The 21,834-nt window shown below is 54.1% G+C and carries 19 protein-coding genes and 1 pseudogene; 11 read left to right on the top strand and 9 right to left on the bottom strand.

Translation table 11 applies throughout. The features are described 5' to 3' along the window. Positions 1–35 precede the first annotated feature (35 nt). Positions 36–1,064 carry an alpha/beta hydrolase gene (locus D5398_RS21390; RefSeq protein ID WP_120509432.1) on the bottom strand — a complete coding sequence of 343 codons (1,029 nt, stop codon included), beginning with the start codon at positions 1,062–1,064 and terminating at the stop codon, positions 36–38. 68 nt (positions 1,065–1,132) lie between these two features. Next, entirely contained in the window at positions 1,133–2,293 is a 1,161-nt protein-coding gene (locus tag D5398_RS21395; protein ID WP_120509433.1) for an MFS transporter, read from the bottom strand. 266 nt (positions 2,294–2,559) lie between these two features. Here D5398_RS21395 and D5398_RS21400 point away from each other — a divergent pair, with 266 nt between their 5' ends. The 4 genes from D5398_RS21400 (at position 2,560) to yjiA (ending at position 7,182) form a co-directional block, all read left to right on the top strand. After that, complete coding sequence (locus D5398_RS21400; RefSeq protein ID WP_120509434.1) at positions 2,560–3,450, top strand: LysR family transcriptional regulator; 891 nt, start codon at positions 2,560–2,562, stop codon at positions 3,448–3,450. A 313-nt stretch (positions 3,451–3,763) separates the two neighbouring features. After that, complete coding sequence (locus D5398_RS21405; protein ID WP_120509435.1) at positions 3,764–5,917, top strand: carbon starvation CstA family protein; 2,154 nt, start codon at positions 3,764–3,766, stop codon at positions 5,915–5,917. Positions 5,918–5,977: 60 nt separating this feature from the next. Further along, positions 5,978–6,181 (top strand): YbdD/YjiX family protein, encoded by a 204-nt coding sequence (locus tag D5398_RS21410; RefSeq protein WP_120133308.1) that lies wholly within the window; start codon positions 5,978–5,980, stop codon positions 6,179–6,181. A gap of 29 nt (positions 6,182–6,210) precedes the next feature. Next, positions 6,211–7,182: a GTPase gene (gene yjiA, locus D5398_RS21415; protein ID WP_120509436.1), complete on the top strand. Its 972-nt coding sequence runs from the start codon at positions 6,211–6,213 to the stop codon at positions 7,180–7,182. A gap of 15 nt (positions 7,183–7,197) precedes the next feature. Here the strand turns inward: yjiA and btsR are convergent, their stop codons facing one another. The 3 genes from btsR to D5398_RS21430 form a co-directional block, all read right to left on the bottom strand. Then, positions 7,198–7,917 carry a two-component system response regulator BtsR gene (gene btsR / locus D5398_RS21420; protein WP_120509437.1) on the bottom strand — a complete coding sequence of 240 codons (720 nt, stop codon included), beginning with the start codon at positions 7,915–7,917 and terminating at the stop codon, positions 7,198–7,200. Then, positions 7,902–9,599, bottom strand: a complete 1,698-nt coding sequence (locus tag D5398_RS21425) for a sensor histidine kinase (RefSeq protein ID WP_120509438.1) — start codon at positions 9,597–9,599, stop codon at positions 7,902–7,904. Before D5398_RS21425 ends, btsR begins: the two co-directional genes overlap by 16 nt. A 158-nt stretch (positions 9,600–9,757) precedes the next feature. Then, a complete protein-coding gene (locus D5398_RS21430; RefSeq protein ID WP_120509439.1) occupies positions 9,758–10,228 on the bottom strand; it encodes a MarR family winged helix-turn-helix transcriptional regulator in 471 nt (156 codons plus the stop codon). Positions 10,229–10,336: 108 nt separating this feature from the next. Here D5398_RS21430 and D5398_RS21435 point away from each other — a divergent pair, with 108 nt between their 5' ends. Further along, complete coding sequence (locus D5398_RS21435) at positions 10,337–11,464, top strand: FAD-dependent oxidoreductase (RefSeq protein ID WP_120509440.1); 1,128 nt, start codon at positions 10,337–10,339, stop codon at positions 11,462–11,464. Positions 11,465–11,580: 116 nt separating this feature from the next. On the opposite strand, the pseudogene D5398_RS21440 reads toward D5398_RS21435, so the two are convergent. Further along, positions 11,581–11,895, bottom strand: a pseudogene (locus tag D5398_RS21440) (ABC transporter substrate-binding protein); the annotation flags it as partial. 59 nt (positions 11,896–11,954) lie between these two features. Here D5398_RS21440 and D5398_RS21445 point away from each other — a divergent pair. The 6 genes from D5398_RS21445 to D5398_RS21470 all read left to right on the top strand — a co-directional run bounded on the left by D5398_RS21445 (position 11,955) and on the right by D5398_RS21470 (position 18,830). Further along, positions 11,955–12,146, top strand: coding sequence for a hypothetical protein (locus tag D5398_RS21445; RefSeq protein WP_120509441.1), 192 nt, complete (start codon positions 11,955–11,957; stop codon positions 12,144–12,146). Positions 12,147–12,303: 157 nt separating this feature from the next. After that, positions 12,304–14,085, top strand: coding sequence for a malto-oligosyltrehalose trehalohydrolase (treZ, locus tag D5398_RS21450; RefSeq protein WP_120509442.1), 1,782 nt, complete (start codon positions 12,304–12,306; stop codon positions 14,083–14,085). Between the two features lie 2 nt (positions 14,086–14,087). Continuing rightward, positions 14,088–16,610, top strand: a complete 2,523-nt coding sequence (gene treY, locus D5398_RS21455; protein ID WP_120509443.1) for a malto-oligosyltrehalose synthase — start codon at positions 14,088–14,090, stop codon at positions 16,608–16,610. Between the two features lie 101 nt (positions 16,611–16,711). After that, on the top strand, positions 16,712–16,984 hold the full coding sequence (locus tag D5398_RS21460; protein ID WP_120133298.1) for an ElaB/YgaM/YqjD family protein: 273 nt from the start codon (positions 16,712–16,714) through the stop codon (positions 16,982–16,984). A gap of 390 nt (positions 16,985–17,374) precedes the next feature. Next, positions 17,375–17,764 (top strand): hypothetical protein, encoded by a 390-nt coding sequence (locus D5398_RS21465; protein ID WP_120509444.1) that lies wholly within the window; start codon positions 17,375–17,377, stop codon positions 17,762–17,764. Between the two features lie 202 nt (positions 17,765–17,966). Beyond that, positions 17,967–18,830 (top strand): MurR/RpiR family transcriptional regulator, encoded by an 864-nt coding sequence (locus D5398_RS21470; protein ID WP_120509445.1) that lies wholly within the window; start codon positions 17,967–17,969, stop codon positions 18,828–18,830. Between the two features lie 27 nt (positions 18,831–18,857). Here D5398_RS21470 and D5398_RS21475 read toward each other — a convergent pair whose 3' ends face one another. The 3 genes from D5398_RS21475 to D5398_RS21485 are packed head-to-tail and all read right to left on the bottom strand — an operon-like array spanning position 18,858 to position 21,797. Next, complete coding sequence (locus tag D5398_RS21475) at positions 18,858–19,460, bottom strand: 2-dehydro-3-deoxy-6-phosphogalactonate aldolase (RefSeq protein WP_120509446.1); 603 nt, start codon at positions 19,458–19,460, stop codon at positions 18,858–18,860. After that, positions 19,447–20,310 carry a 2-dehydro-3-deoxygalactonokinase gene (locus D5398_RS21480; RefSeq protein WP_120509447.1) on the bottom strand — a complete coding sequence of 288 codons (864 nt, stop codon included), beginning with the start codon at positions 20,308–20,310 and terminating at the stop codon, positions 19,447–19,449. The genes D5398_RS21475 and D5398_RS21480 overlap by 14 nt, the downstream gene beginning before the upstream one ends. Next, entirely contained in the window at positions 20,307–21,797 is a 1,491-nt protein-coding gene (locus D5398_RS21485; RefSeq protein WP_120509448.1) for a sodium:solute symporter family protein, read from the bottom strand. The genes D5398_RS21480 and D5398_RS21485 overlap by 4 nt, the downstream gene beginning before the upstream one ends. Positions 21,798–21,834 lie beyond the last annotated feature (37 nt).

A 21,834-nucleotide genomic window follows, 5' to 3' on the forward strand; every position in this document is an offset into this window, starting at 1 on the left:
CGGGCATCACCCGGACTGTGGATAACCGGCGGGGGTTATTTCAGGTTTTCGTTAAAGAACGCGGTCAGTTTCGCAAAGGGGATCAGATCGGTGCGGTCGTAAAGGTCGACATGACCGGCACCCGGTACGATGTATAACTCTTTCGGCTGGCCCGCACGTTTATAGGCATCTTCACTGAATTCTTTTGAATGTGCCTGATCTCCGGTGATAAACAGCATCGGACGCGGCGAAATAGTCTCAATATCGTTGAACGGATAGAAGTTCATGAATTTTACGTTGCTGGTCAGCGTCGGGTGCGTCGTCAGCGCGGAAGATGATCCTGCTGGCGTAAACTCACCGCGCGGCGTGCGATAGAAATCGTAAAACTCTTTCTCAATGGGTGAAGAATTTTCATCAATTTTATGCGGTGTGCCGCTGGTGTATTTCGTTTCGCCACCGGTGAACTCGCTGTAACGTTGCTCTGCCGCCTCGGCAATGATCTGTTTACGCTGCACAAGGGTTAACGAATTATTGAGCGCGTGACGATTTGCCGACCCCATGTCATACATGCTGACCGTCGCAATCGCTTTCATACGCGGATCAATTTTTGCCGCACTGATAACGAAACTGCCGCTGCCACAAATTCCCAGTACCCCGATGCGGTTTCTGTCGATGTACGGGCGCGTCCCGAGGTAATCCACAGCGGCGCTGAAATCCTCTGCATAGATATCCGGCGCGACAGCATTGCGCGGTTTACCTTCGCTTTCGCCCCAGAAAGAGATGTCTATCGCCAGCGTCACAAATCCCTGCTCGGCAAGCTTTTGCGCATACAGATTGGAACTCTGTTCTTTCACCGCCCCCATGGGATGACCAATGACAATGGCCGGATTTTTCGCGCTTTTATTCATGCCTTTTGGCATAAAAAGATTGCCGGTCACATTCATCTGATACTGGTTTTTAAACGTCACCTTTTGCTGAGTCACTTTATCGCTTTTATAAAAGTTATCTGCACCGTTGGACATATCGGCGGCTGTTGCAGCAAATGAGCTGACAAACAGCCCTAACAACATCGTTAACACTCTCATGGAATTATCCTTAATCAGGTATTGCGGTGAATGGACATCAGTTCATCCGGTTAAAAATACTTGTGTGGTCAATGGTCATTGCGGGAAGTGATAAACGTCAGTCCGGACGCCAGTGCCAGCAATGCGGCGCTGACAATAAACGTGCTTTGCCAGCCGATATGGTCAAAGGCGACTCCGCCTAAGGTCGAACCCAGCGCAATCGACAGTTGCACCACAGCGACCATCAGCCCGCCCCCGGCTTCGGCATTATTGGGGAAGGTTCTCGCCACCCAGGACCACCAGCCGACCGGTGCTGCCGTTGCCACCAGCCCCCATAACGCCAGCAGAATGATCACGATCCCGGACGAATGGCCAAGAACCATCAGCATGACGGCGATGAAGGCCATCAGCAGTGGGATCACCATGAGCGTGAGATAGAAACGCTTATTCAGAAACGTGCCGATCAGTAATGTCCCGGCAAAACCCGCGACGCCAATCGCCAGCAAAATGAGGGACAGCATCTCTGCACTGACCCGTGTGACGGTTTCCAGGAACGGGCGGATATAGGTAAACAGCGCAAACTGCCCCATAAAGAAAATCCCGCACGCAGCCATACCCGCCAGCACTAAAGGATTTTTGAATAACCGAAAGACGTTCGCTGCAGAATTTTTCCTGCTTTCCGGCGCCATAGAAGGCAGGCTGATCCACTGCCAGATAAAGGCGATCAGTGCGACAGGCACGAGACACAAAAAGGCACCGCGCCAGCCAATGACGCCTCCCAGATAACTGCCCAGCGGTGCGGCGACCACAGTTGCCAGCGCATTACCGCCGTTGAAAATAGCCAGTGCGCGGGAAACCTGATCCTGAGGAACCAGCCGCATTGCGACAGCGGCCGACATGGACCAGAATCCGCCAATGGCTACGCCGATCAGGGCTCGCCCGATCATGTAAGTCGTATAGCCTGGCGCTAAAGCAATCAGCCCGCCGGAAAAGGCCATCAGAAGCGTCAGTCCTAAAAGCAGCGCCTTGCGGTTGACGTTACCGGCCAACCGGGAGATCGACAGGCTGGTTAACACCGCCAGTCCACCGGAGATGGCAATCCCCTGTCCGGCCAACCCTTCACTGACGCCCAAATCGCGGGCAACCGGTGACAGCAAACTCACCGGCATAAACTCAGATGCCACCAGCGCAAATACGCACATCGTTATCGCCCAGACCCCGTTCCAGTGCGCGGCCGGAGTCTGGTTCATAAAATCTTTCTCTGCTGCTGTCGTCACTTGTGATCCTTTTTTCGTTCTGCAGGATGAATTTTTGGCAAACCGGTGCCGTGTCTTATTCGTGAGAATAAAAACAAAAATATCATGGGGTTAATCGAATAAGATGAAGGGTTTTTTATCCCGGTTCTTTCGTATTCCGGCTTGCGAAAAATTCTACACGATGGGTATAGTCTTACTAGGTAATGAATCCTTAATGAGGCTATAAGCTCAGCTTATTAATCGAATTTGAAGAAGGTGCGATGAAACGTAATCTCAATGACCTTATTGCTTTCGTGGCCGTTGCCCGCGAAGGCAGTTTCACCCGCGCGGCAGCGCAGCTGGGTGTCACGCAGCCCGCCCTCAGCCAGACCATTACCGCGCTGGAAAACCGCATGGATATCCGTCTGCTGACGCGGACCACGCGCAATGTGTCGCCGACGGCAGCGGGCGAGCGGTTATTGCAAGCCATCGGCAGCCGTTTTGATGAGATTGAAGCGGAACTCGACATGCTGACAGAAATGCGCGACAAACCAGCAGGTACAGTGCGCATCACCTGTGGCCCGCATGTTCTTTCATCCATTCTGTTACCGAAGTTATCAGCACTGCTGCGCGAATATCCCGACATAAAACTGGAGTTCGATGCGAACCACGGTTTTCGCAACATTGTGGCTGACCGGTTTGACGCAGGTGTGCGACTGGGTGACACCATTGATAAAGATATGATTGCCATGCCGATAACCCCTCAGTTGCGCATGGCCGCGGTGGCATCGCCGGAGTATTTGCGTTCATACGCTATCCCCCTCATGCCGCAGGATTTGCTACACCATAACTGCATGAATATGCGGATGGCGACGTCAGGCGGGCTGTATGTCTGGGAGTTCGATAACGATGAGGGGCCGGTCAATGTGCGTGTTAACGGACAGCTGACATTCAATACTTCTGCACCGATGGTCGACGCGGCATTAGCCGGGCTGGGGGTCGCGTTTTTACCGGAAGAAGAGTTCGAACCCTATATTGCGCAAGGGCGTCTGATACGCTTTCTGGAACCTTATTGCCTGCCTTTTCCCGGTTATTACCTCTATTACCCGAGCAGAAAACAGCATTCGCCGGCATTCTCACTGGTGATGGAGGCATTGAAAATGGGGAATTAACCCCTCCCTGCCGGTCAGTCCATCAGAAGTGACCGGGCTTTTGGCCTGATCTGCCCCGTGATCTAACTCACAGATTTCCCTGCATTAATCTCCCCCTGAACCGCTCATCCTGCTTAACAACCGCTTATCTCCCTCTGTGACCGCTAACCAAGTTTCCTGCTTCTGTCAGTAGGAATTTGGCACCCTATGCGTGCAATTAACGTGCGCAACAAACATGCACAAGTCAACAGGTTCCCCGCTCTCTGACAGCAATCCTTAATAAAGAAAACAGAGAGGGGTATTTCGTCATTTTTTCAAAATAACCGGGTTATTTATGAATAAAAAAACATTACTCAGGCATATACCGTGGATGATTGTGGCCCTCCTCGGTGCGTGCTGTCTGGGCGTCGTCGCCCTGCGGCGGGGTGAAAACATCAGCGCCTTATGGATAGTCGTGGCGTCTGTTTCGGTTTATCTGGTGGCTTACCGCTATTACAGCCTGTATATCGCGCAAAAGGTCATGAAACTTGACCCTTCGCGCGCGACGCCAGCGGTGATCAACAATGACGGTCTGAACTACGTGCCGACCAACCGCAACGTGCTGTTCGGCCATCATTTTGCCGCCATCGCCGGTGCCGGTCCGTTAGTCGGTCCGGTGCTCGCCGCGCAGATGGGGTATCTGCCGGGCGTGCTGTGGCTGCTGGCCGGTGTGGTTCTGGCCGGTGCGGTGCAGGACTTCATGGTGCTGTTCATCTCTTCACGCCGTAACGGCGCGTCTCTGGGCGAGATGATCAAAGAAGAAATGGGGCCGGTGCCGGGGACTATCGCGCTGTTCGGTTGCTTCCTGATCATGATTATTATTCTGGCGGTGCTGGCACTCATCGTGGTGAAAGCGCTGGCGGAAAGCCCGTGGGGCGTGTTTACCGTGTGCTCAACGGTGCCGATTGCGCTGTTTATGGGCATCTACATGCGCTTTATCCGGCCAGGGCGCGTGGGTGAAATCTCGGTCATTGGCGTTATCCTGCTGGTCGCTGCCATCTATTTCGGTGGCGTGATCGCCCGCGATCCGTACTGGGGTCCGGCGCTGACGTTCAAAGACACCACCATCACCTTTACGTTGATTGGCTATGCGTTTGTCTCCGCCCTGCTGCCGGTCTGGCTGATTCTGGCACCGCGTGACTATCTGGCGACCTTCCTGAAAATCGGCGTGATTGTCGGGCTGGCGATCGGGATCGTTATCCTCAATCCTGAGCTGAAAATGCCTGCGCTGACGCAGTACATCGACGGCACGGGGCCGTTGTGGAAAGGCGCGCTGTTCCCGTTCCTGTTTATTACCATTGCCTGCGGGGCGGTTTCCGGGTTCCATGCGCTGATTGCCTCCGGTACCACACCTAAACTGCTGGCCTGCGAAACCGATGCGCGGTTTATCGGTTACGGCGCGATGCTGATGGAATCCTTTGTGGCGGTGATGGCGCTGGTTGCAGCATCCATCATCGAGCCGGGTCTGTACTTTGCGATGAATACCCCGCCAGCCGGGCTAGGCATCACCATGCCAAACCTGCACGAACTGGGGGGCGAAAATGCACCGATGATCCTGGCGCAGCTGAAAGATGTCACGGCGCATGCGGCGGCGACCGTCAGTTCATGGGGATTTGTGATTTCGCCTGAACAGATTATGCAGACCGCGAAAGACATCGGTGAGCCGTCAGTGCTGAACCGTGCGGGTGGCGCACCAACGCTGGCTGTCGGGATTGCACATGTGTTCCATAAGATCATGCCGCTGGCGGATATGGGCTTCTGGTATCACTTCGGTATTCTGTTTGAAGCACTGTTTATCCTGACCGCACTGGATGCCGGGACGCGTTCCGGCCGATTTATGTTGCAGGATTTGCTGGGTAACTTTGTGCCGTTCCTGAAGAAAACCGATTCGCTGGTCGCCGGGATTATCGGCACCGCCGGTTGTGTCGGCCTGTGGGGGTATCTGCTGTATCAGGGCGTGGTCGATCCGCTGGGCGGCGTGAAAAGCCTGTGGCCGCTGTTCGGGATTTCAAACCAGATGCTGGCTGCCGTGGCGCTTATCCTCGCCACTGTGGTTCTGGTCAAGATGAAACGCACCAAGTACATCTGGGTCACGATGGTGCCTGCCATCTGGTTGCTGATTTGCACCACCTGGGCGCTGGGTCTGAAACTGTTCAGCACCAATGCGCAGATGGAAGGCTTCTTCTACATGGCCGGTCAGTACAAAGAACGCATTTCTGCTGGCGGCGAGAACCTGACACCGGAACAAATCAGCAATATGCATCATATTGTTATCAACAACTACACCAACGCCGGGCTGAGTATTTTGTTCCTGATTGTGGTGTACAGCATCATTTTTTACGGGATCCGTGCCTGCCTTCAGGCTCGTAAAACCGACAACCGCACCGATAACGAAACCCCTTACGTGCCGGTTCCGGCAGAAGGAATAAAAACCGTCTCCGGTCACTAACCGTTCGCCTGAAAGCCCTGCATACGCTGGGCTTTTCCACACAGATTCAGAGGAGTACGTATGTTTGACAACTTAGGTGCGGCGAAGAAATATCTCGGTCAGGCCGCACGTATGCTGGTGGGCATACCGGATTACGACACCTACGTTCTGCATATACAAACTAACCACCCGGACACCACGCCGATGACCTACGAGGAGTTTTTCCGCGAACGTCAGCAGGCACGGTACGGCGGGGACGGTAAAGGTGGAATGCGTTGTTGCTAGAGGATGCGGCCTATGAAGAGGAATGAACCATGACACCGATTGCAGTCACAGTATTAACCGGTTTTTTGGGTGCCGGGAAAACTACGCTTTTGCGCCAGATTCTGCATACGCAGCAAGAGATAAAAATTGCGGTCATTGAGAATGAATTTGGCGAGATGCCAATCGATAACCAGCTGATTGGCGACCGCGCCACGCGTATCACTACGCTGTCCAACGGTTGTATCTGTTGCACCCGTTCGGGCGAACTGGAAGCCGCGCTGCTGGATTTGCTCGACAGCGTGGATAAAGGCGATGTGCAGTTTGACCGGCTGATGATTGAATGCACCGGCATGGCCGATCCCGGCCCGATCCTCCAGGCGTTTTTCGCCCATGAGGTTATCTGTGAACGTTATATTTTAGACGGCGTTATCACGCTGGTGGATGCCGTTCATGCCATGTCACAGCTGGATCAGTTCCCGCTGGCGCAGTCGCAGATTGGGTATGCCGATCGCATTCTGCTGACCAAAACGGATGTGTCCGGTGAATGCCCGGCACTGACGGAACGGCTGCAACGCATTAATGCCCGCGCACCGGTATATAAAATGGTGCAGGGCGATATCGATCCGGCGCTGCTGTTTGATACCCGCGGGTTTATGCTGGAAGAAAATGTGGTCGCCGCCAGACCGCTGTTCCATCGCGTTGCGACGGAGCAAAACACCGTTTCCTCGATTGTGGTGGAACTGGATTATCCGGTGGCGCTGACGGCAATATCGAAAGTGATGGAAGAACTGCTGGCCAGTTTTGCCGACAATCTGATGCGCTACAAAGGGATGTTGTGGATAGAAGACCAGCCATGCCGCCTGCTGTTTCAGGGCGTGCAGCGGCTGTACAGTGCTGACTGGGACCGCCCGTGGCAACTGGACGAAACACCGCGCAGCGCGTTAGTGTTTATCGGCACGAAGTTGCCTGAAACCGAAATCCGCAGTGCCTTTGCCCGGCTGCGCCCCGTCAGCTCAGTCTGAAAAAACCGGCGGGGATTACAACCCCACCGTCTCTTTTAACGATTTCAGATACCGGCGGCTGACCGGCACAATCTGTCCATCGCGCAGTAAAAGTTCCGCCTGATTCTTATCCTCAAGGCGGATTTCCTTCAGATAATCCATATTCACCAGATACTGCCGGTGACAACGTAACAGCGGTGTGCGGACTTCCAGCGTGCGCAATGTCAGTTCCGTGAAGGTCTCTTTGCCATCCTGCCCGGTCACGTACACCCCGCCAATCCGGCTGCTGACATAGGCCACATCTTCCATTTGCAGTAACCAGATACGGTTACTGCTGAGGCAGGGAATAAACTTCAGCGGCTGCTGAAATTGCGGCAGCAGGGAAATATCCTTTTCCTGATAACCAAGACGTAACCTCGCCAGGGTTTTCTGTAGCCGCGCAGTCTGGATCGGTTTAAGCAGATAATCAAACGCGCACTGCTCAAACGCCTGCACCGCGTACTCCTCAAAGGCGGTAAGAAATACGATATGCGGGCGATGTTCTTGATCCAGCATACCGACCATTTCCAGTCCGCTGATACGCGGCATTTGAATATCCAGAAACACAATCTCGGGGCGGATTTTATGGATCATGCCGATAGCTTCAATGGCGTTATTACATTCACCGACAATTTCAATGTCGCTTTCATCCTCAAGCAGCAGGCGCAAGTTCTCCAGCGCCAGCGGCTCATCATCGATAATCAGAACTCGTAACATATTGCTCCCTCGGACGGCAGACGAAGAGTAACCCGGGTAAAATCATCAGGCTGACAGATGACAGTAATCCCGTAATCATCACCAAATCGCGCCCGTAAACGCTTATCCACCAGACTCATACCCAGTCCGTCACTGCTCTCTTCCGGCTGGTATAGCCCGGCGTTATCTTCCACTTCAACAATCACCATCTGACCCTCACTGTAAGCACGGATCACAATATTGCCATTGCTCAGCAGCTGAGAAGTTCCGTGTTTGATGGCGTTTTCCACCAGCGGTTGCAGGGTAAACGCAGGTAAACTCTGACCGGAAAAGGCCTCAGGAACCTGCAAATCCACCTTCAGCTGCGTCGGAAATCTTGCCAGTTCGATTTGCAGATAGGCATTCACATGCTCAAGCTCGTCCGCCAGCGTGACGGCCTCGGAAGAGCGTTTGAGATTTTTGCGAAAGAACGTCGAGAGATACTGCACCAGTTGCCCGGCCTTATCGCTGTCATGGCGGATCACCGCCATCAGGGTGTTAAGGGCGTTAAACAGAAAATGCGGATTCACCTGCGCGTGCAAAAGTTTGATTTCAGCCTGCGCCAGCAGCGCTTTTTGTTGTTCAAACTTACCGGCGAGGATCTGGGCCGACAGCAGCTGGGCAATGCCCTCGCCCAGCGTGCGGTTGATGGAACTGAACAGCCGGTTGCGGACTTCGTATAATTTGATGGTGCCGATCACCCGCTGATTCTCACCGCGCAGCGGGATCACCAGCGTCGAGCCCAGCTTGCAGTTGGGATGCAGCGAACAGCGGTAAGGCAGCTCGTTGCCGTCGGCGTACACCACCTCATCGTTCTCAATGGCGCGCCAGGTATATTCAGAAGCAATAGGTTTGCCGACCAGATGGTGATCGTCACCGATACCGGTAAAGGCCAGTAATTTCTCGCGATCGGTAATCGCCACAGCACCGATATCCAGCTCTTTCAGCAGCACCTGCGCCACTTTCATGCTGTTCTCTTCGTTAAAACCGCGCCTCAAAATACCTTCTGTTGAAGCCGCCACTTTCAGCGCTGTCGCCGAAAACGCCGAGGTATATTTTTCAAACATCGCCCGCTTATCCAACAAGATGCGCATAAACATCGCCGCGCCGAGGGTGTTTGTCACCATCATTGGCGCGGCAATACTGCCGACCAGATTTAGCGCATCGTTAAACGGACGGGCAATAAGCAGGATGATCAGCATTTGCAGCATTTCGGCGACAAACGTCACGCCAGCCGCCACCAGCGGATTAAACAGTTTATCGATGCGGCCACGCTTAATTAAAACGCTGTGAACCAGACCGCCGATTAATCCCTCGGCGATGGTTGACATCATACAGCTCAGCGCCGTCATGCCGCCCATCGAATAACGGTGGATCCCGCCGGTCAAACCGACTAATCCGCCGACCACCGGCCCGCCGAGTAATCCGCCCATCACCGCGCCGATCGCCCGGGTATTGGCAATCGAGTCTTCGATATGCAGCCCGAAATAGGTGCCCATAATACAAAAAATGGAAAACGTGATATAGCACAACAGCTTGTGCGGCAGGCGCACGGTGACCTGAACCAGCGGAATAAATAACCGCGTTTTACTCATCAGCCAGGCGATCACCAAAAACACACACATTTGCTGTAACAGCAGCAAGATCAGATTAAATTCGTACATTCCCTGGGCATCCAAAATACAACAAGCCGGTAATATATCTTGCTCAGCAAAAGTTTACCTTGATGCCGCCAGAAGAATGGGAATGCAGTTGTTGACGGATTACATTTTTATATGAATCAGCAATGAAAGTATAAAGCAGCGCTCATTCCCGCCCTCACTTACTGAAAATCCTCATAAGTGGCGTCAGGCTCATTCCCCTTGCGCAGTTTGCCGGTGATATCCGTCAGCACGGCGGTATCCTCTGTGGTCAGGAATTTCAGAAAATATTGTCTGACTGCGGCGGCATGTAGCGGTTCTGCCTCAGTTATTTGCCTGATGCCCTCTTCGGTTATGCAAACCATCACGACCTGCCCCGACCGGTTTTCACGGGTCACGACGGCGCGGGTCTCCATCCTGCTCAGCTGATGTGACAGGCGGCTTTTGTCCCAGCCAAGAAACTGCTGAATGTCACGCTGCCTGAGCTCTCCGAGGCGGGTCGCTTTCAGCAGAGCCAGGATGGCAAAATCCTGCCCGGAAATGCCGGTCGCTTTCTGTAACTCGCTGGCAATTTTGGATGAAATCACTTCTGCCATCCGGCGAAAACCCCGCCACGCCATGAGTTCCTGATCGGTTAATTTTTCTGTTTTCATAGACACAGTTTATCACATGAGGTTGACATATCAACTCAAAAGGATAAGCATGTTGATATATCAACTCAGGCGACATTCCCGCCTGTTCAACATTCTTAAGGAAACAAAATGACTCAACCCATCACGATTATCGGCGCAGGGCTTGGCGGATTAGTCCTCGCCAGAGTGCTGCATGTTCACGGCATCGCGGCGACGGTTTATGAAGCAGATGACTCGGCAGAGGCACGTTCTCAGGGCGGGATGTTGGATATTCATGATTACAACGGACAGCTGGCGCTGAAGGACGCCGGGTTATACGAAGAATTCACCCGGCTTATTCATGCAGGCGGTGAAGCCACAAAAGTCTACGACAAAAACGGCGCGCTGCTTTTTGCCGAAGAGGATGACGGAACCGGCAACCGCCCGGAAGTACTGCGTGGAGAACTGCGCCGTATCCTGCTGGGATCCCTGCCCGCCGGAACCGTTCAGTGGGGGTACAAAGTGGCGTCTGCAACAGCTACCGGTGCCGGACAGCATCTGATCAAATTTGCAAATGGGTCAGAGATCACCGCCGGATTACTGGTTGGCGCGGACGGCGCGTGGTCAAAAGTTCGCCCGCTGGTTTCTGACGCTCATCCGGCCTGCACCGGGAATGTCTACGTCGAAATCGGGCTGCATGATGCCGATAACCAGCATACTGCGGGCGCTCAGATTGACGGCGGCGGTTCGATGTTTGCAGTGGCTCCCGGAAAAGGCATTCTGGCGCACCGGGAACCTCATGGCGTGTTGCATATGTACGTGTCGCTGAACAAATCTGCTGACTGGGTGGAGAGCATCGGTCGCCGCTCCCCGGCTGTTGCGCTCGCTGAAGTGGCCGCCGAATTTGCAGGATGGGCGCCGGAACTGCTATCGCTGATAACAGAAAGTGATACCGCCCCTGCTTTCCGCCCGGTTTACTCACTGCCTTACGGGCACGAGTGGCAGCATGTTCCCGGCGTCACCCTGATTGGCGATGCGGCACATCTGATGGCACCGAATGGTGAAGGGGCAAATCTCGCCCTGTTTGATGGTGCACAACTGGGTAAAGCCATTGCCGCAAATCCGGACGACTTAAACGCCGCTATCCGCGAATACGAAAAGCAGCTGTTCCCGCGCACCGCCAAAGTTGCCGTGGAAACTCAGGAACTTTTAGTGACCTTATTCGGCGCTGACTCCCCGCAAAGCCTGGTGAAAATGTTTACGCAGCCGCAGCCATAAAAAAGACTCAGACGCACCCGCTGGTTTCAGGGTGCGTCTGCATAATGTCCCTGTCGCTGCAACGTATCGCCAGGCGCGATTAACAGCAACGAGCAGTTATCAGCAAACAGGCATAATCACTGTTGCTCACCGCTGGCCGACAAAGCAAAAGTTCCCACCGGCGTGACGGGCAGATATTTTTTATAATAATCGTGATAGTTCTTCACAGGATCAATATCCTTAAATAAGTCAGGATAAAGGGATTTAGCAATAAACTGTACCATCGTAAAATCAACCAGTGTGCGCGATGCGCCCTGATAAATGCCGAAGAGTTTGCCATTCTTAATTGCCGGTAATGCACTCCAGCCATTGCGTTGTGCGAATCCGTTAAGCTTTGTTCTCGCCGTGGCTTCATTGACGCCGATACCCATTTCTAACGCTGTATCAACCTTAAAACGCTTCTCTGAGGCTGAGCTATAATTCAGGTTTTACCGATGAGAAGGATACTTATATGGCTCCCGTCGCAGGTCTCTCAGGTGGCATTATATTTATTATCATTGGCATAGTGATGCTGTGGTTATTAATCAAGGCTTATAAAGCCAATCAGAACAAGAAGTTCTTCACGCCGAGCAAATGCATGTTGCTCATCGGGACTGTCGTCTCTTTCGTTATTTCCATCGTATTTTTCACCTCCTCATCCTGATTTCAGCCGGATATTTTCCGTTAACGCCCCGGCCATAACCGGGGCCAGCTATCCGGCAAGTTGTCCGCCGAGCCCCCGACTCCTTCATCCTCGTCTATGATTATTATTCGTTTGCTAACTGACCGTTTCATCGCCCATTTTTATGCGAGGTAAAGAGATGCATTTCAGCGCATTCACCACCAGCTGGGGGGCTAATTTCATTGCCGCCGGTACGGTTCACTTTCGGGTCTGGGCTCCGGGTCAGGAGAAAATGACATTACGGCTCTCCGGTGAGGAGGCAGAAATGCCCGCCACGGGAAACGGCTGGTTCGAGGTGGTGGCGACCCGTGTGTCTGCCGGTGAGCCGTACCAGTTTGTACTGGCCGACGGCATGGCGGTACCTGATCCCGCTTCGCGTAGCCAGCAGGCGGACGTCAGCGGCCCATCGCTTGTCACGTCATCAGAAAGCTATCAGTGGCAAAATGCTGACTGGGCAGGACGTCCGTGGGAAGAATCGGTGATTTATGAACTGCATATCGGGACATTTACCCCGCAGGGAACGTTCCGGGCAGCCATGGGAAAACTGCCTTACCTCGCCGAAACCGGCATCACCATGATTGAAGTGCTGCCGCTGGCGCAGTTTGGTGGCAAACGCGGCTGGGGATATGACGGCGTTTTGCTGTACGCACCGCATTGCGCATACGGCACCCCAGATGATTTCAAAGCGTTTGTCGATGCGGCGCACGGCCACGGCATTTCCGTGGTGCTGGATATCGTGCTCAACCACTTTGGCCCGGAAGGCAACTATCTGCCTTTGCTGGCACCGCAGTTCTTTGATCCGGTACGCCAGACGGCCTGGGGCGCAGGCATCGCCTATGACCAGGAAGGCGCCCGTCAGTATATTCTGGAAGCGCCGCTTTACTGGCTGAAAGAGTATCACCTCGACGGGCTGCGTTTTGACGCCGTCGATCAGATGAAAGATGCCACCGAACCGCACATCCTGCCGGAAATCGCCCGGCGGATCCGTACTGAAATCACCGATCGTCCCATCCATCTGACCACCGAAGACAGCCGCAATATTACCTTTTTGCATCCGCGCACGCCGGAAGGCGAGGCTCCGCTGTTCACCGCCGAATGGAATGACGATTTACATAATGCCATCCACGTTCTCAGCACCGGTGAAACGCACGCTTATTATCAGGATTTTGCCGCTGACCCCATTGGCATGGCCGCCCGCGCGTTTGCCGAAGGGTTCGCCTATCAGGGCGAGATTTCTTCACAAAGCGGCAAACCTCGCGGGGAAAAGAGCAACGGTCAGCCGCCGGTCGCCTTTGTAGATTTCATTCAAAACCACGATCAGATTGGTAACCGCGCGCAGGGCGAACGGCTTATTACGCTGGCCGGTGAGCGCAAAACACGCATCCTGCTCGCCGCACTACTGCTTTCGCCCCATATCCCGCTGCTGTTTATGGGTGAAGAGTATGGCGAAACCCACCCGTTTCTGTTTTTCACCGATTTTGAAGGGGAACTGGCGAAAGCCGTTCGCGAAGGACGTGCGCGGGAATTTGAAGGCCATAGTGGATATGGCAATGAGAGCGTACCCGACCCTAACGCAGCTAAGACTTTCGAAAGGTCTAAACTTGACTGGCAGAAGGCCGTCAGCCCTGAAGGTGCAGACAATCTGGCACTCATCCGAACCTTGCTCACTCTGCGCCGGGAATATGTTGTGCCGTTGCTCACTCCGCCGCAGGGCAATGTCGGCAAAATAGTGCAGGCCTCAGGGGACGTTCTCGCCGTCACCTGGACTTTCCCCAAAGGCACCCTTTCTCTGGCCTTCAATCTCGGGGAAACCGCGCAGCCACTGCCGGAACAACCGGGTGATACGCTGTTTGCCTGGCCAGAAGCGACAGGAAAGTCAGAGCCAGTTTCGATCATCGCCCGTCTTTCCTGGGGAGAATAAATGTGAACATACCCGCCGCGACCTACCGAATTCAGTTCCGCGATGGCATGGACTTTGACCAAGCAGCGGCACTTATCCCTTATTTGCAACGGCTCGGGATCAGTCACTTATATGCCTCGCCGGTTTTTACCGCGACCTCAGATTCTACGCACGGTTACGATATTACCGATGCCAACGAAATCGACCCGACATTGGGAGGCAGAGAAGGGTTTGACCGCCTGTCACAGGCACTGAGCGCGGCAGGGATGGGACTGATTCTGGATATTGTTCCCAATCACATGGCCGCGTCACTGGAAAACCCGTGGTGGCGCGACGTCATTGAGCATGGCGAAAAAAGCCGTTACGCGCGGCATTTTGACATCGACTGGTCACAGCGCCTCACCCTGCCATTTCTTGGCGATACGTTTGAAGAGGTGCTGGAAAAAGGGGAAATCACCCTGAAGCCGGATCCGAAAACCGGCCTGCCTGCGTTTGCCTATTTCGACACATTCTATCCCCTTGCGCCAGACACGTATCCCAACGGTGAAACCACAATGGATAGCGCTGCGTTAGCTGAATTACATGAGCGCCAGCCCTACCGGCTGATGTCATGGCGGGATGCGCCACGCGAACTCTCTTACCGGCGATTTTTTGAAATCACCGGCCTCGCAGGGGTGCGGGTGGAAGAGGATTCAGTGTTCGATGATACGCACCGGTTAATCCTCGAACTGGTGCATTCCGGCGCGGTGAGCGGACTGCGGGTCGATCATGTGGACGGTCTTGCCGATCCGAAAGCCTATATTGAGCGTCTGCGGGAAAAGGCCGGAGCGGAATGCTACATCACGGTGGAGAAAATCCTCGGTAAAGGCGAGCGGCTGCCCGCTGACTGGCCGGTTTCCGGCACTACCGGTTATGAATTTATCGCCGCGCTTTCCGATGTGCTGGTCGAAGATGAAAACATCGCGGTGCTGCGCAATCTGTATGAGAACGTCGTCGGCAAGCCGGTGGATATGCGCGACGAGTTACGCGCCGCCAAACTGATGATGGTCGAGAAAAATTTCGAAGGGGAATTCAACACGCTCTGCCAGCTGGCGCTGGATATTGCGGATAAAGAAGACCACGCATGGGATGCCAATACCCTGCGCGCCACGCTGCGGGAACTGCTGATCGCCTTCCCTGTTTATCGTACCTACGGCACCGCGCAGGGATTACCCGCGGAGGATACTGCACTGCTGCATCAGATTATCGAAAAGATACATACCTCAGCACTCGACGTGCCTGCGGATATTCTCGATTTTCTGGCACGCATTCTCTCTGCGCAGACAACGGCATCCGTATCCGCTCAGGCCAGCCTGTTCCGCACCCGTTTTCAGCAACTGACCGGGCCGCTGATGGCGAAATCCGTGGAAGACACGCTGTTCTTTCGCCAGCATATGGATCTCGCCCTGAACGAAGTGGGCGCCGAGCCTTTGCTGCGAAAATTCTCTCCCGAGCGCTTCCATCAGGAAATGCTTCGCCGTCTCGAAGAACAACCGGCTGCCCTCTCCACCACCTCCACTCACGATACCAAGCGCGGCGAAGATGCCCGCGCCAGACTGTTTACCCTGACCGAAGCGCCGGAGCTCTGGGCAGAAAATGTCACCCGCTGGCATCAGATGAATCAGTCTAAAGTCATCACATTACCCGATGGCCCGGCACCGAAACTGACCGGCGCATGGATGCTCTATCAGGCGCTGGCCGGTGCATGGCCGGCAACACTGCATCCGGACGATAAAAAAGGGTTACGTGAACTCAATGAAAGACTTCAGCTTTTCGTTGAAAAAGCGCTGCGCGAAGCCAAACTGCGCACCAACTGGGGTGACAGTAATGACGATTATGAAAACGCTGTGCTCGGTTATACCCGTCATTTGGTTTCACCGGACAATCACGTTTTTCTGAACGATTTTTACGCTGCACTCCGGCCTTTTATCCGCGCCGGACTGGTGAACAGTCTGACCCAGACGGTGATCAAAATGATGGCGCCTGGCGTGCCGGATATTTATCAGGGCAGTGAATTGCTTAATGACAGTCTGGTGGATCCGGATAACCGGCGTTTGCCAGATTTCAGTGAGCTGGAACGTCTGCTGGTTCAGGGAGAAAAACCGGTGTGGGACAACAAAGCCGCCTGGACGAGCGGACAGCTGAAACAACATGTGGCTGCGGTGCTTGCCCGCTATCGTCAGCAAAAGCCCACGTTATTTTTGCTGGGTGATTATGTGCCACTGACCGCAGCGGGAGATCACGCCAAAAACGTGATCGCCTTTGCGCGGCAGGAAAAGAGCGATGCCGTGATCGTCGCGGCACCGCGTCTGGTCTTTGATGAGCAAACGGTGGGCTTTCACCCGTCTGAAGGCGGATTTGATATCCAGGTGTTGCTGCCAGAATCGCTGGCTCACCGTTCCTATCGGGATCTGCTCAGCGGCAGGGAAATCACGGCTACTGACCAGATAGATTTCAGCAGCTGGCCCCGTAATAAACCGGTGGTGCTGTATTCCCTGACAATCTGATGCCGGTCATTTAATCAGCATTTTTTAGGAATAAGCGGAATAATGTCCTGAGCTGTCAATTATCAACTAGGCTTAAAGTCGGTTAACAAAAGGAGAGAACCATGTCATCACATGATATCGATGCAGATGCAAACCATCTGGCAGATAAGCTCGAAGATAAGGGCAACCAGCTTGCCGGTGAAGCCCAGAAACAATTTGGCGATTTTGTTGATTCTCCTAAGCACCAGATTAAAGGCGCAGCGCGTAAATACTCGGCTCAGGCCAGTGAAGTCGTCTCTGACGTCGCGGAGAAGATCAAAGAAAACCCACTGTCCGGTTTGATCGCGGCAGGCGCCATCGGCGTCGTTCTCGGGTTGTTGCTCGGCCGTAAGTAGACCGGTAACGTCCGGATAAAAAAGGCCTGCGGGCCTTTTTTATTGTCTGGAATACGGGGAATAGGTGATCAAGGTACCACTTTTGGAGTACATGCAGAATTCTCCTACACATTTCCGTCACACATGTAGGGTATAGTGAACGTCTCTGTAGCAAACTACAGATACCTCACGAGTTCCCCTCGTAACTTTCAAAACGCCCGTTTCCCTTGACGGGCTTTTTCTTGTCTTTTTCCCGATGACTTTCGATCAGAGCCTGTTTAAAGCGAAATTCCCTGTACAAAACAACCCCTGATCCGTCCGGATTTAAACAAATCCGCGGTTTAATCGCCTTATTTTGACCTGTTAACATGCGTCGCAGAATTACAGTTCACAGAGCAGACGGGTATAAGCGTGAAGAAAACTATTATTTTGCTGGCAGTTATTTTGACAGGATGCAGCTCTCACGAAGCGCAGACGATTCAGTCGATCAATGCGCTTTCTTATCCAGTACGCACCACAGAGCAACCGGCAAACGTGACAGCAAAAATTTCATCCGGCGATTTAGAGAATCTATATTCCAGTAATGAGTTATTAATCCTCAGACTCAGATCAGAAATCAAAGCAGCCAGAACAGACAAAATCCGTACCGATGAGGTATTTGATACACATACGGATGTTGCGAAGGCATTTGATGCCCTGTCCCGTCTTGAACAGTTTGAAGCGCTGAATACCGTGTATTACTCAGAAAAAGATATGAAAGGTATGGGCGAAATACACCAAAAGCTCAGTCCGCTTATCTGAAAAAAAACCGCCTCCATGAACTGCACCCCAAACGTTGGCCCCCCAACTGACTAAGGTGCATTTTTTTATGAGCAGATATTCGCTCAGCTTTAAGCTTCAGGTCGTGCAGCACTATCTTCCCTTTCTGGCAGCCGCCATACTCCTGCGTGCGTATTTATGGTACAAAGTATCAGCTATTCACTTACCCGTTCAGAGACGCGCAATGGCCTTTTCCATCGACATTATTTCCTGCATCACCGACCGCTTTGTGGAGCTTACCGCGACGGAAAAGCGTATCGCGCAATTTATTCTGGATGACGTGCAGTTAGCCTCCACGCTGCCGATTGCAGAAATGGCGCATCTTACCGGGACAAGCCAGGCGTCGATCACCCGTTTTGCCCGTGCTATCGGCTGCAAAGACGTGCGTGAACTGAAAGTAAAACTCGCGCAGTCACTGGCGGTAGGTCAGCGTTTTATTCTGGACGTGCCGGATCTGGACGGCGTTCAGGGGATCTACGAAACAATCATTAACGTGCTGGACATTAACCGGCGCGCGCTTAACCCGGATTCACTCAAAAAAGTGGTCGGATGGCTCAGTAATGCCCGGCAAATTCTGGCGATTGGGATGGGCGGTGGCTCAACGATTTGCGCTCAGGAAGTCCAGTACCGTCTGTTCCGCCTTGGCCTGCCGGTGGTGAGCCAGAGCGATGGCCTGCTGGTGCGCATGATGTGTTCAGCCGTTGCGCCAAACGACGTGGTACTTGCGCTCTCGCTGGGGGGTTACACGACGGAAATCATTGAGAGTGTGGCGATAGCCCGGCAGTACGGGGCCAAAGTCATCGCCATTACCACGCAGGATTCACCCCTGGCGGCCAATGCCGACATCGTGCTGCCGCTGATCGTGCGGGAAAATGACTACATCTTTAAGCCAAGTACCTCACGCTACGCCATGCTGGCGATGATTGATGTGCTGGCCACCGAACTGGCGATGGCCAACAAAACACAGGCAAAAGACCGTCTGAGACGCATCAAGCTGGCACTTGACGGCCACCGCGGCGGCGTGGACCGCCAGCCGTTGGGGGATTAGGAAGAGGTGACGTGGGCTCCGGGGCTTTTAACTGCGCCATGCGGCCATAAACCGCCGCGCCTGAAGGCGGGTGGTTTCGACATTCTGACCGGCACGATACAGATCGCCGCCGAGTCCTGCCCCGGCACAACCGGCACGTAAATATTCCGCCAGGTTATCCGGCGTGACGCCCCCCACCGCCAGCACCGGGACTTCCGGCGGTAACACCGCTTTCAGGGCGGAAATGTACGCCGGACCAAATGCCGCCGAGGGGAAAATCTTCAGCCCTTGTGCCCCGGCTTCCAGCGCGGTAAACGCTTCGGTAGCGGTGGCGCAACCGGCACAAACCCACATTCCGGCATCGACAGCCCGACGGATCACCTTAGGCTGCGTATTCGGCGTCACCACCAGCTTTGCCCCGATCGTCGCCAGAAAATCGACCTGTTCTACCTTCAGCACCGTTCCCGCGCCGATGCACGCCGAGTCGCCGTAACGCGTGACCATTTCAGCGATACTTTTCTGCCAGTCCGGCGAGTTCAGCGGGATCTCAATGTAGCGGAAGCCCTCTTCAATCAGCGCGCCGACATGATCACTGGCCTCGTGAGGATAAATGCCGCGCAAAATCGCGACCAAAAGTTTAGCGTCTTGCATCAAGAATGCTCCTTATTCCCTGCTGGAAAGCGGTGTCACCCGCAATTTCATTCACCGTTATGCCCGCCTGTTCACAGGCCAGCCAGTAACGGCGGCACAGCGACTCACTACCGACCAGAGTGACCTGACTGACGGATAATTCACTGCGCATTGCCACCACTTCCGCACCAATCAGCAGCCCGGACAACCAGTCGCCGACCGATCCCGGAGCCACTTCCCCCAGCACCCGCCGCGCACGCGCTTCAAACAGCCGGTTCACTAATGCAGGCGATTCCAGCCCGCGTTGCAGGCCAGCCTGAAACGCCCGGTTATCGTCTTGCTGTGTTGGTAAACCTCTGCCAATCAGGGAATGCTGCATCAGCAGGTGATGCAGCTCCCCCGTCATCGCTGTGGTGAACCCGCTGACGGCCCCCTCTGCCACCTGCACCCATTTGCTGTGCGTTCCGGGCAGAACGTAACAGGTGTCAGGGGCCAGCTGCATCGCGCCGAGCAACTGCGTTTCTTCACCGCGCATGACGTTGTGTGGCGTATTCAGGCCCGGCACAATCCAGACCTGCGGGGCGACCTCAAAGAGTTGCGCGCTCAGTGTCTGTAACGACACCGGGCAAGCCAGATAAGGCACCGTTTGCCAGCCTGCATCGCTGCCGACCATGCCTGCCATTACCACGGGAAGAACTTCCTGACCGCGCCACGGCTGGATATATTGCGTGAACACCTCATGGGCGGTTTGATCCACCAACCGGCTGACGCCATAAGGCAGTTGCAGGCTATCCGCACACTGCCCGTCCCGGTATAACCAGGCGCGCAGATGCGTTGAACCCCAGTCAACGGCAATATAATTTCCGCTCATCGTGCGCTCCCGGTCGCGCGTTTGCCCAACGGCACCGGTACCGGCTCAGGCTGACTTTCGCGTTCGCGGGTGATCATCTCCAGTGCCTCTTCGCGGCTCATTTTGCTGGCCGGCGTTACCACCGTCACGACCAGCGCACAGCCCAGACTCATCAACACAGACGGCACCACCGGGTTACCCCAAAAGCTCATCCAGCTGTCGTCTGCCAGCATCGCCATTGAGGTCCCGGCGCCGCCAATCAACGCAGCGATCGCGCCCTGCCAGTTAAAACGTATCCAGAACCGGCCCAGTATTGAGCAGATAAACAGGCCGGACATAACCATCGAAATCATTTTGGTGATGTAGCTGATGATGTCGTTGGAGGTCAGCGCGAAGATCAGCGCCAGCCCGATCACCAGCACGAGGGAAATACGCGACATGCGGATCGCCTTTTCTGGTGCAGGCATATGACCGGTGATCAGAGTGTAAAGATCACGCAGCATGATAGAGACCGCGGCAATTGCGTCAGAACTGCCCGAAGACATGTTGGCTGACATTCCCGCAATCAGCACCGCCATTCCCAGCACCGGTGGCAAAACTTGAGTGGCGAACAGGAAGGCAAAGCCGCTGTTTGCCAGTGCCGGATTCATGGTGTAAGCGGCCATACCAATGATCGCGGGCAGGAAGGAGAACCCCAGATAGAGCAAACCGGTGATCACAAAGGATTTACGCACCGTGCCCACGTTTTTGGCAGAATAAATACGCTGGCGGTAGGAAGGCGTGGCCAGCACCCCGACACCAATGACCATTGCCAGAGAAAAAGCAGGCAGGATGCCGAGCTTATCCACTCCAAACAGGCTTTGTTTTGCCGGATCCACGGCCTGCTGGATATGGCTCCAGCCGCCAACGTGATGTACCGCCAGCACTGCCATCAGGATAAAACCGATAAACAGAATTAACGACTGCACGGTATCAATCCATACCACTGCGGAATATCCACCAATACCGACGTAAACCACAAAGGCTGCTGCAATAATAATTTTCGCCGTATTAATATCTATTCCGCTTGCCCAGGACAGATATAATCCGCCGCCAAGAATATGCGCTCCCAGCCAGCCAATAGAGGCAATAAAGATTAATATCGCCACGACATTCTTAATGACTTTATTGCCGCCAGTGTAATAAGAGATCTCCTCGCTCATGGTCATAAAACGCATTTTACGCACCGGCGCAAACAACCAGGCCAGCAGCAGAACACCGACCGCACCGCCCAGACCATACAGCATACCCGCCCAGCCGTTGGTGTAACCGAAGCCCACCGCGCCGACGCTGGATCCCGTACCGACCATCGTGCCTACGGTGGATCCCAGCGTTAAAATTAAGGGTAATGAACGCCCGCCTAATAAAAAGTCATCGCCATTTTTCTGATTACGTGACACATACCAGCCCAGTGTGATCATGGCGCATGCATATATTGAAAACCAAATAAGAAAAGAATAATTATTCATGGCTCACTTCCAGATTAATAAAGTTGCAATGGCTCTC

Origin of the sequence: Rahnella bruchi, assembly GCF_003614975.1 — a bacterium.
In the GTDB taxonomy this organism is placed as follows: Bacteria; Pseudomonadota; Gammaproteobacteria; order Enterobacterales; family Enterobacteriaceae; genus Rahnella; species Rahnella bruchi.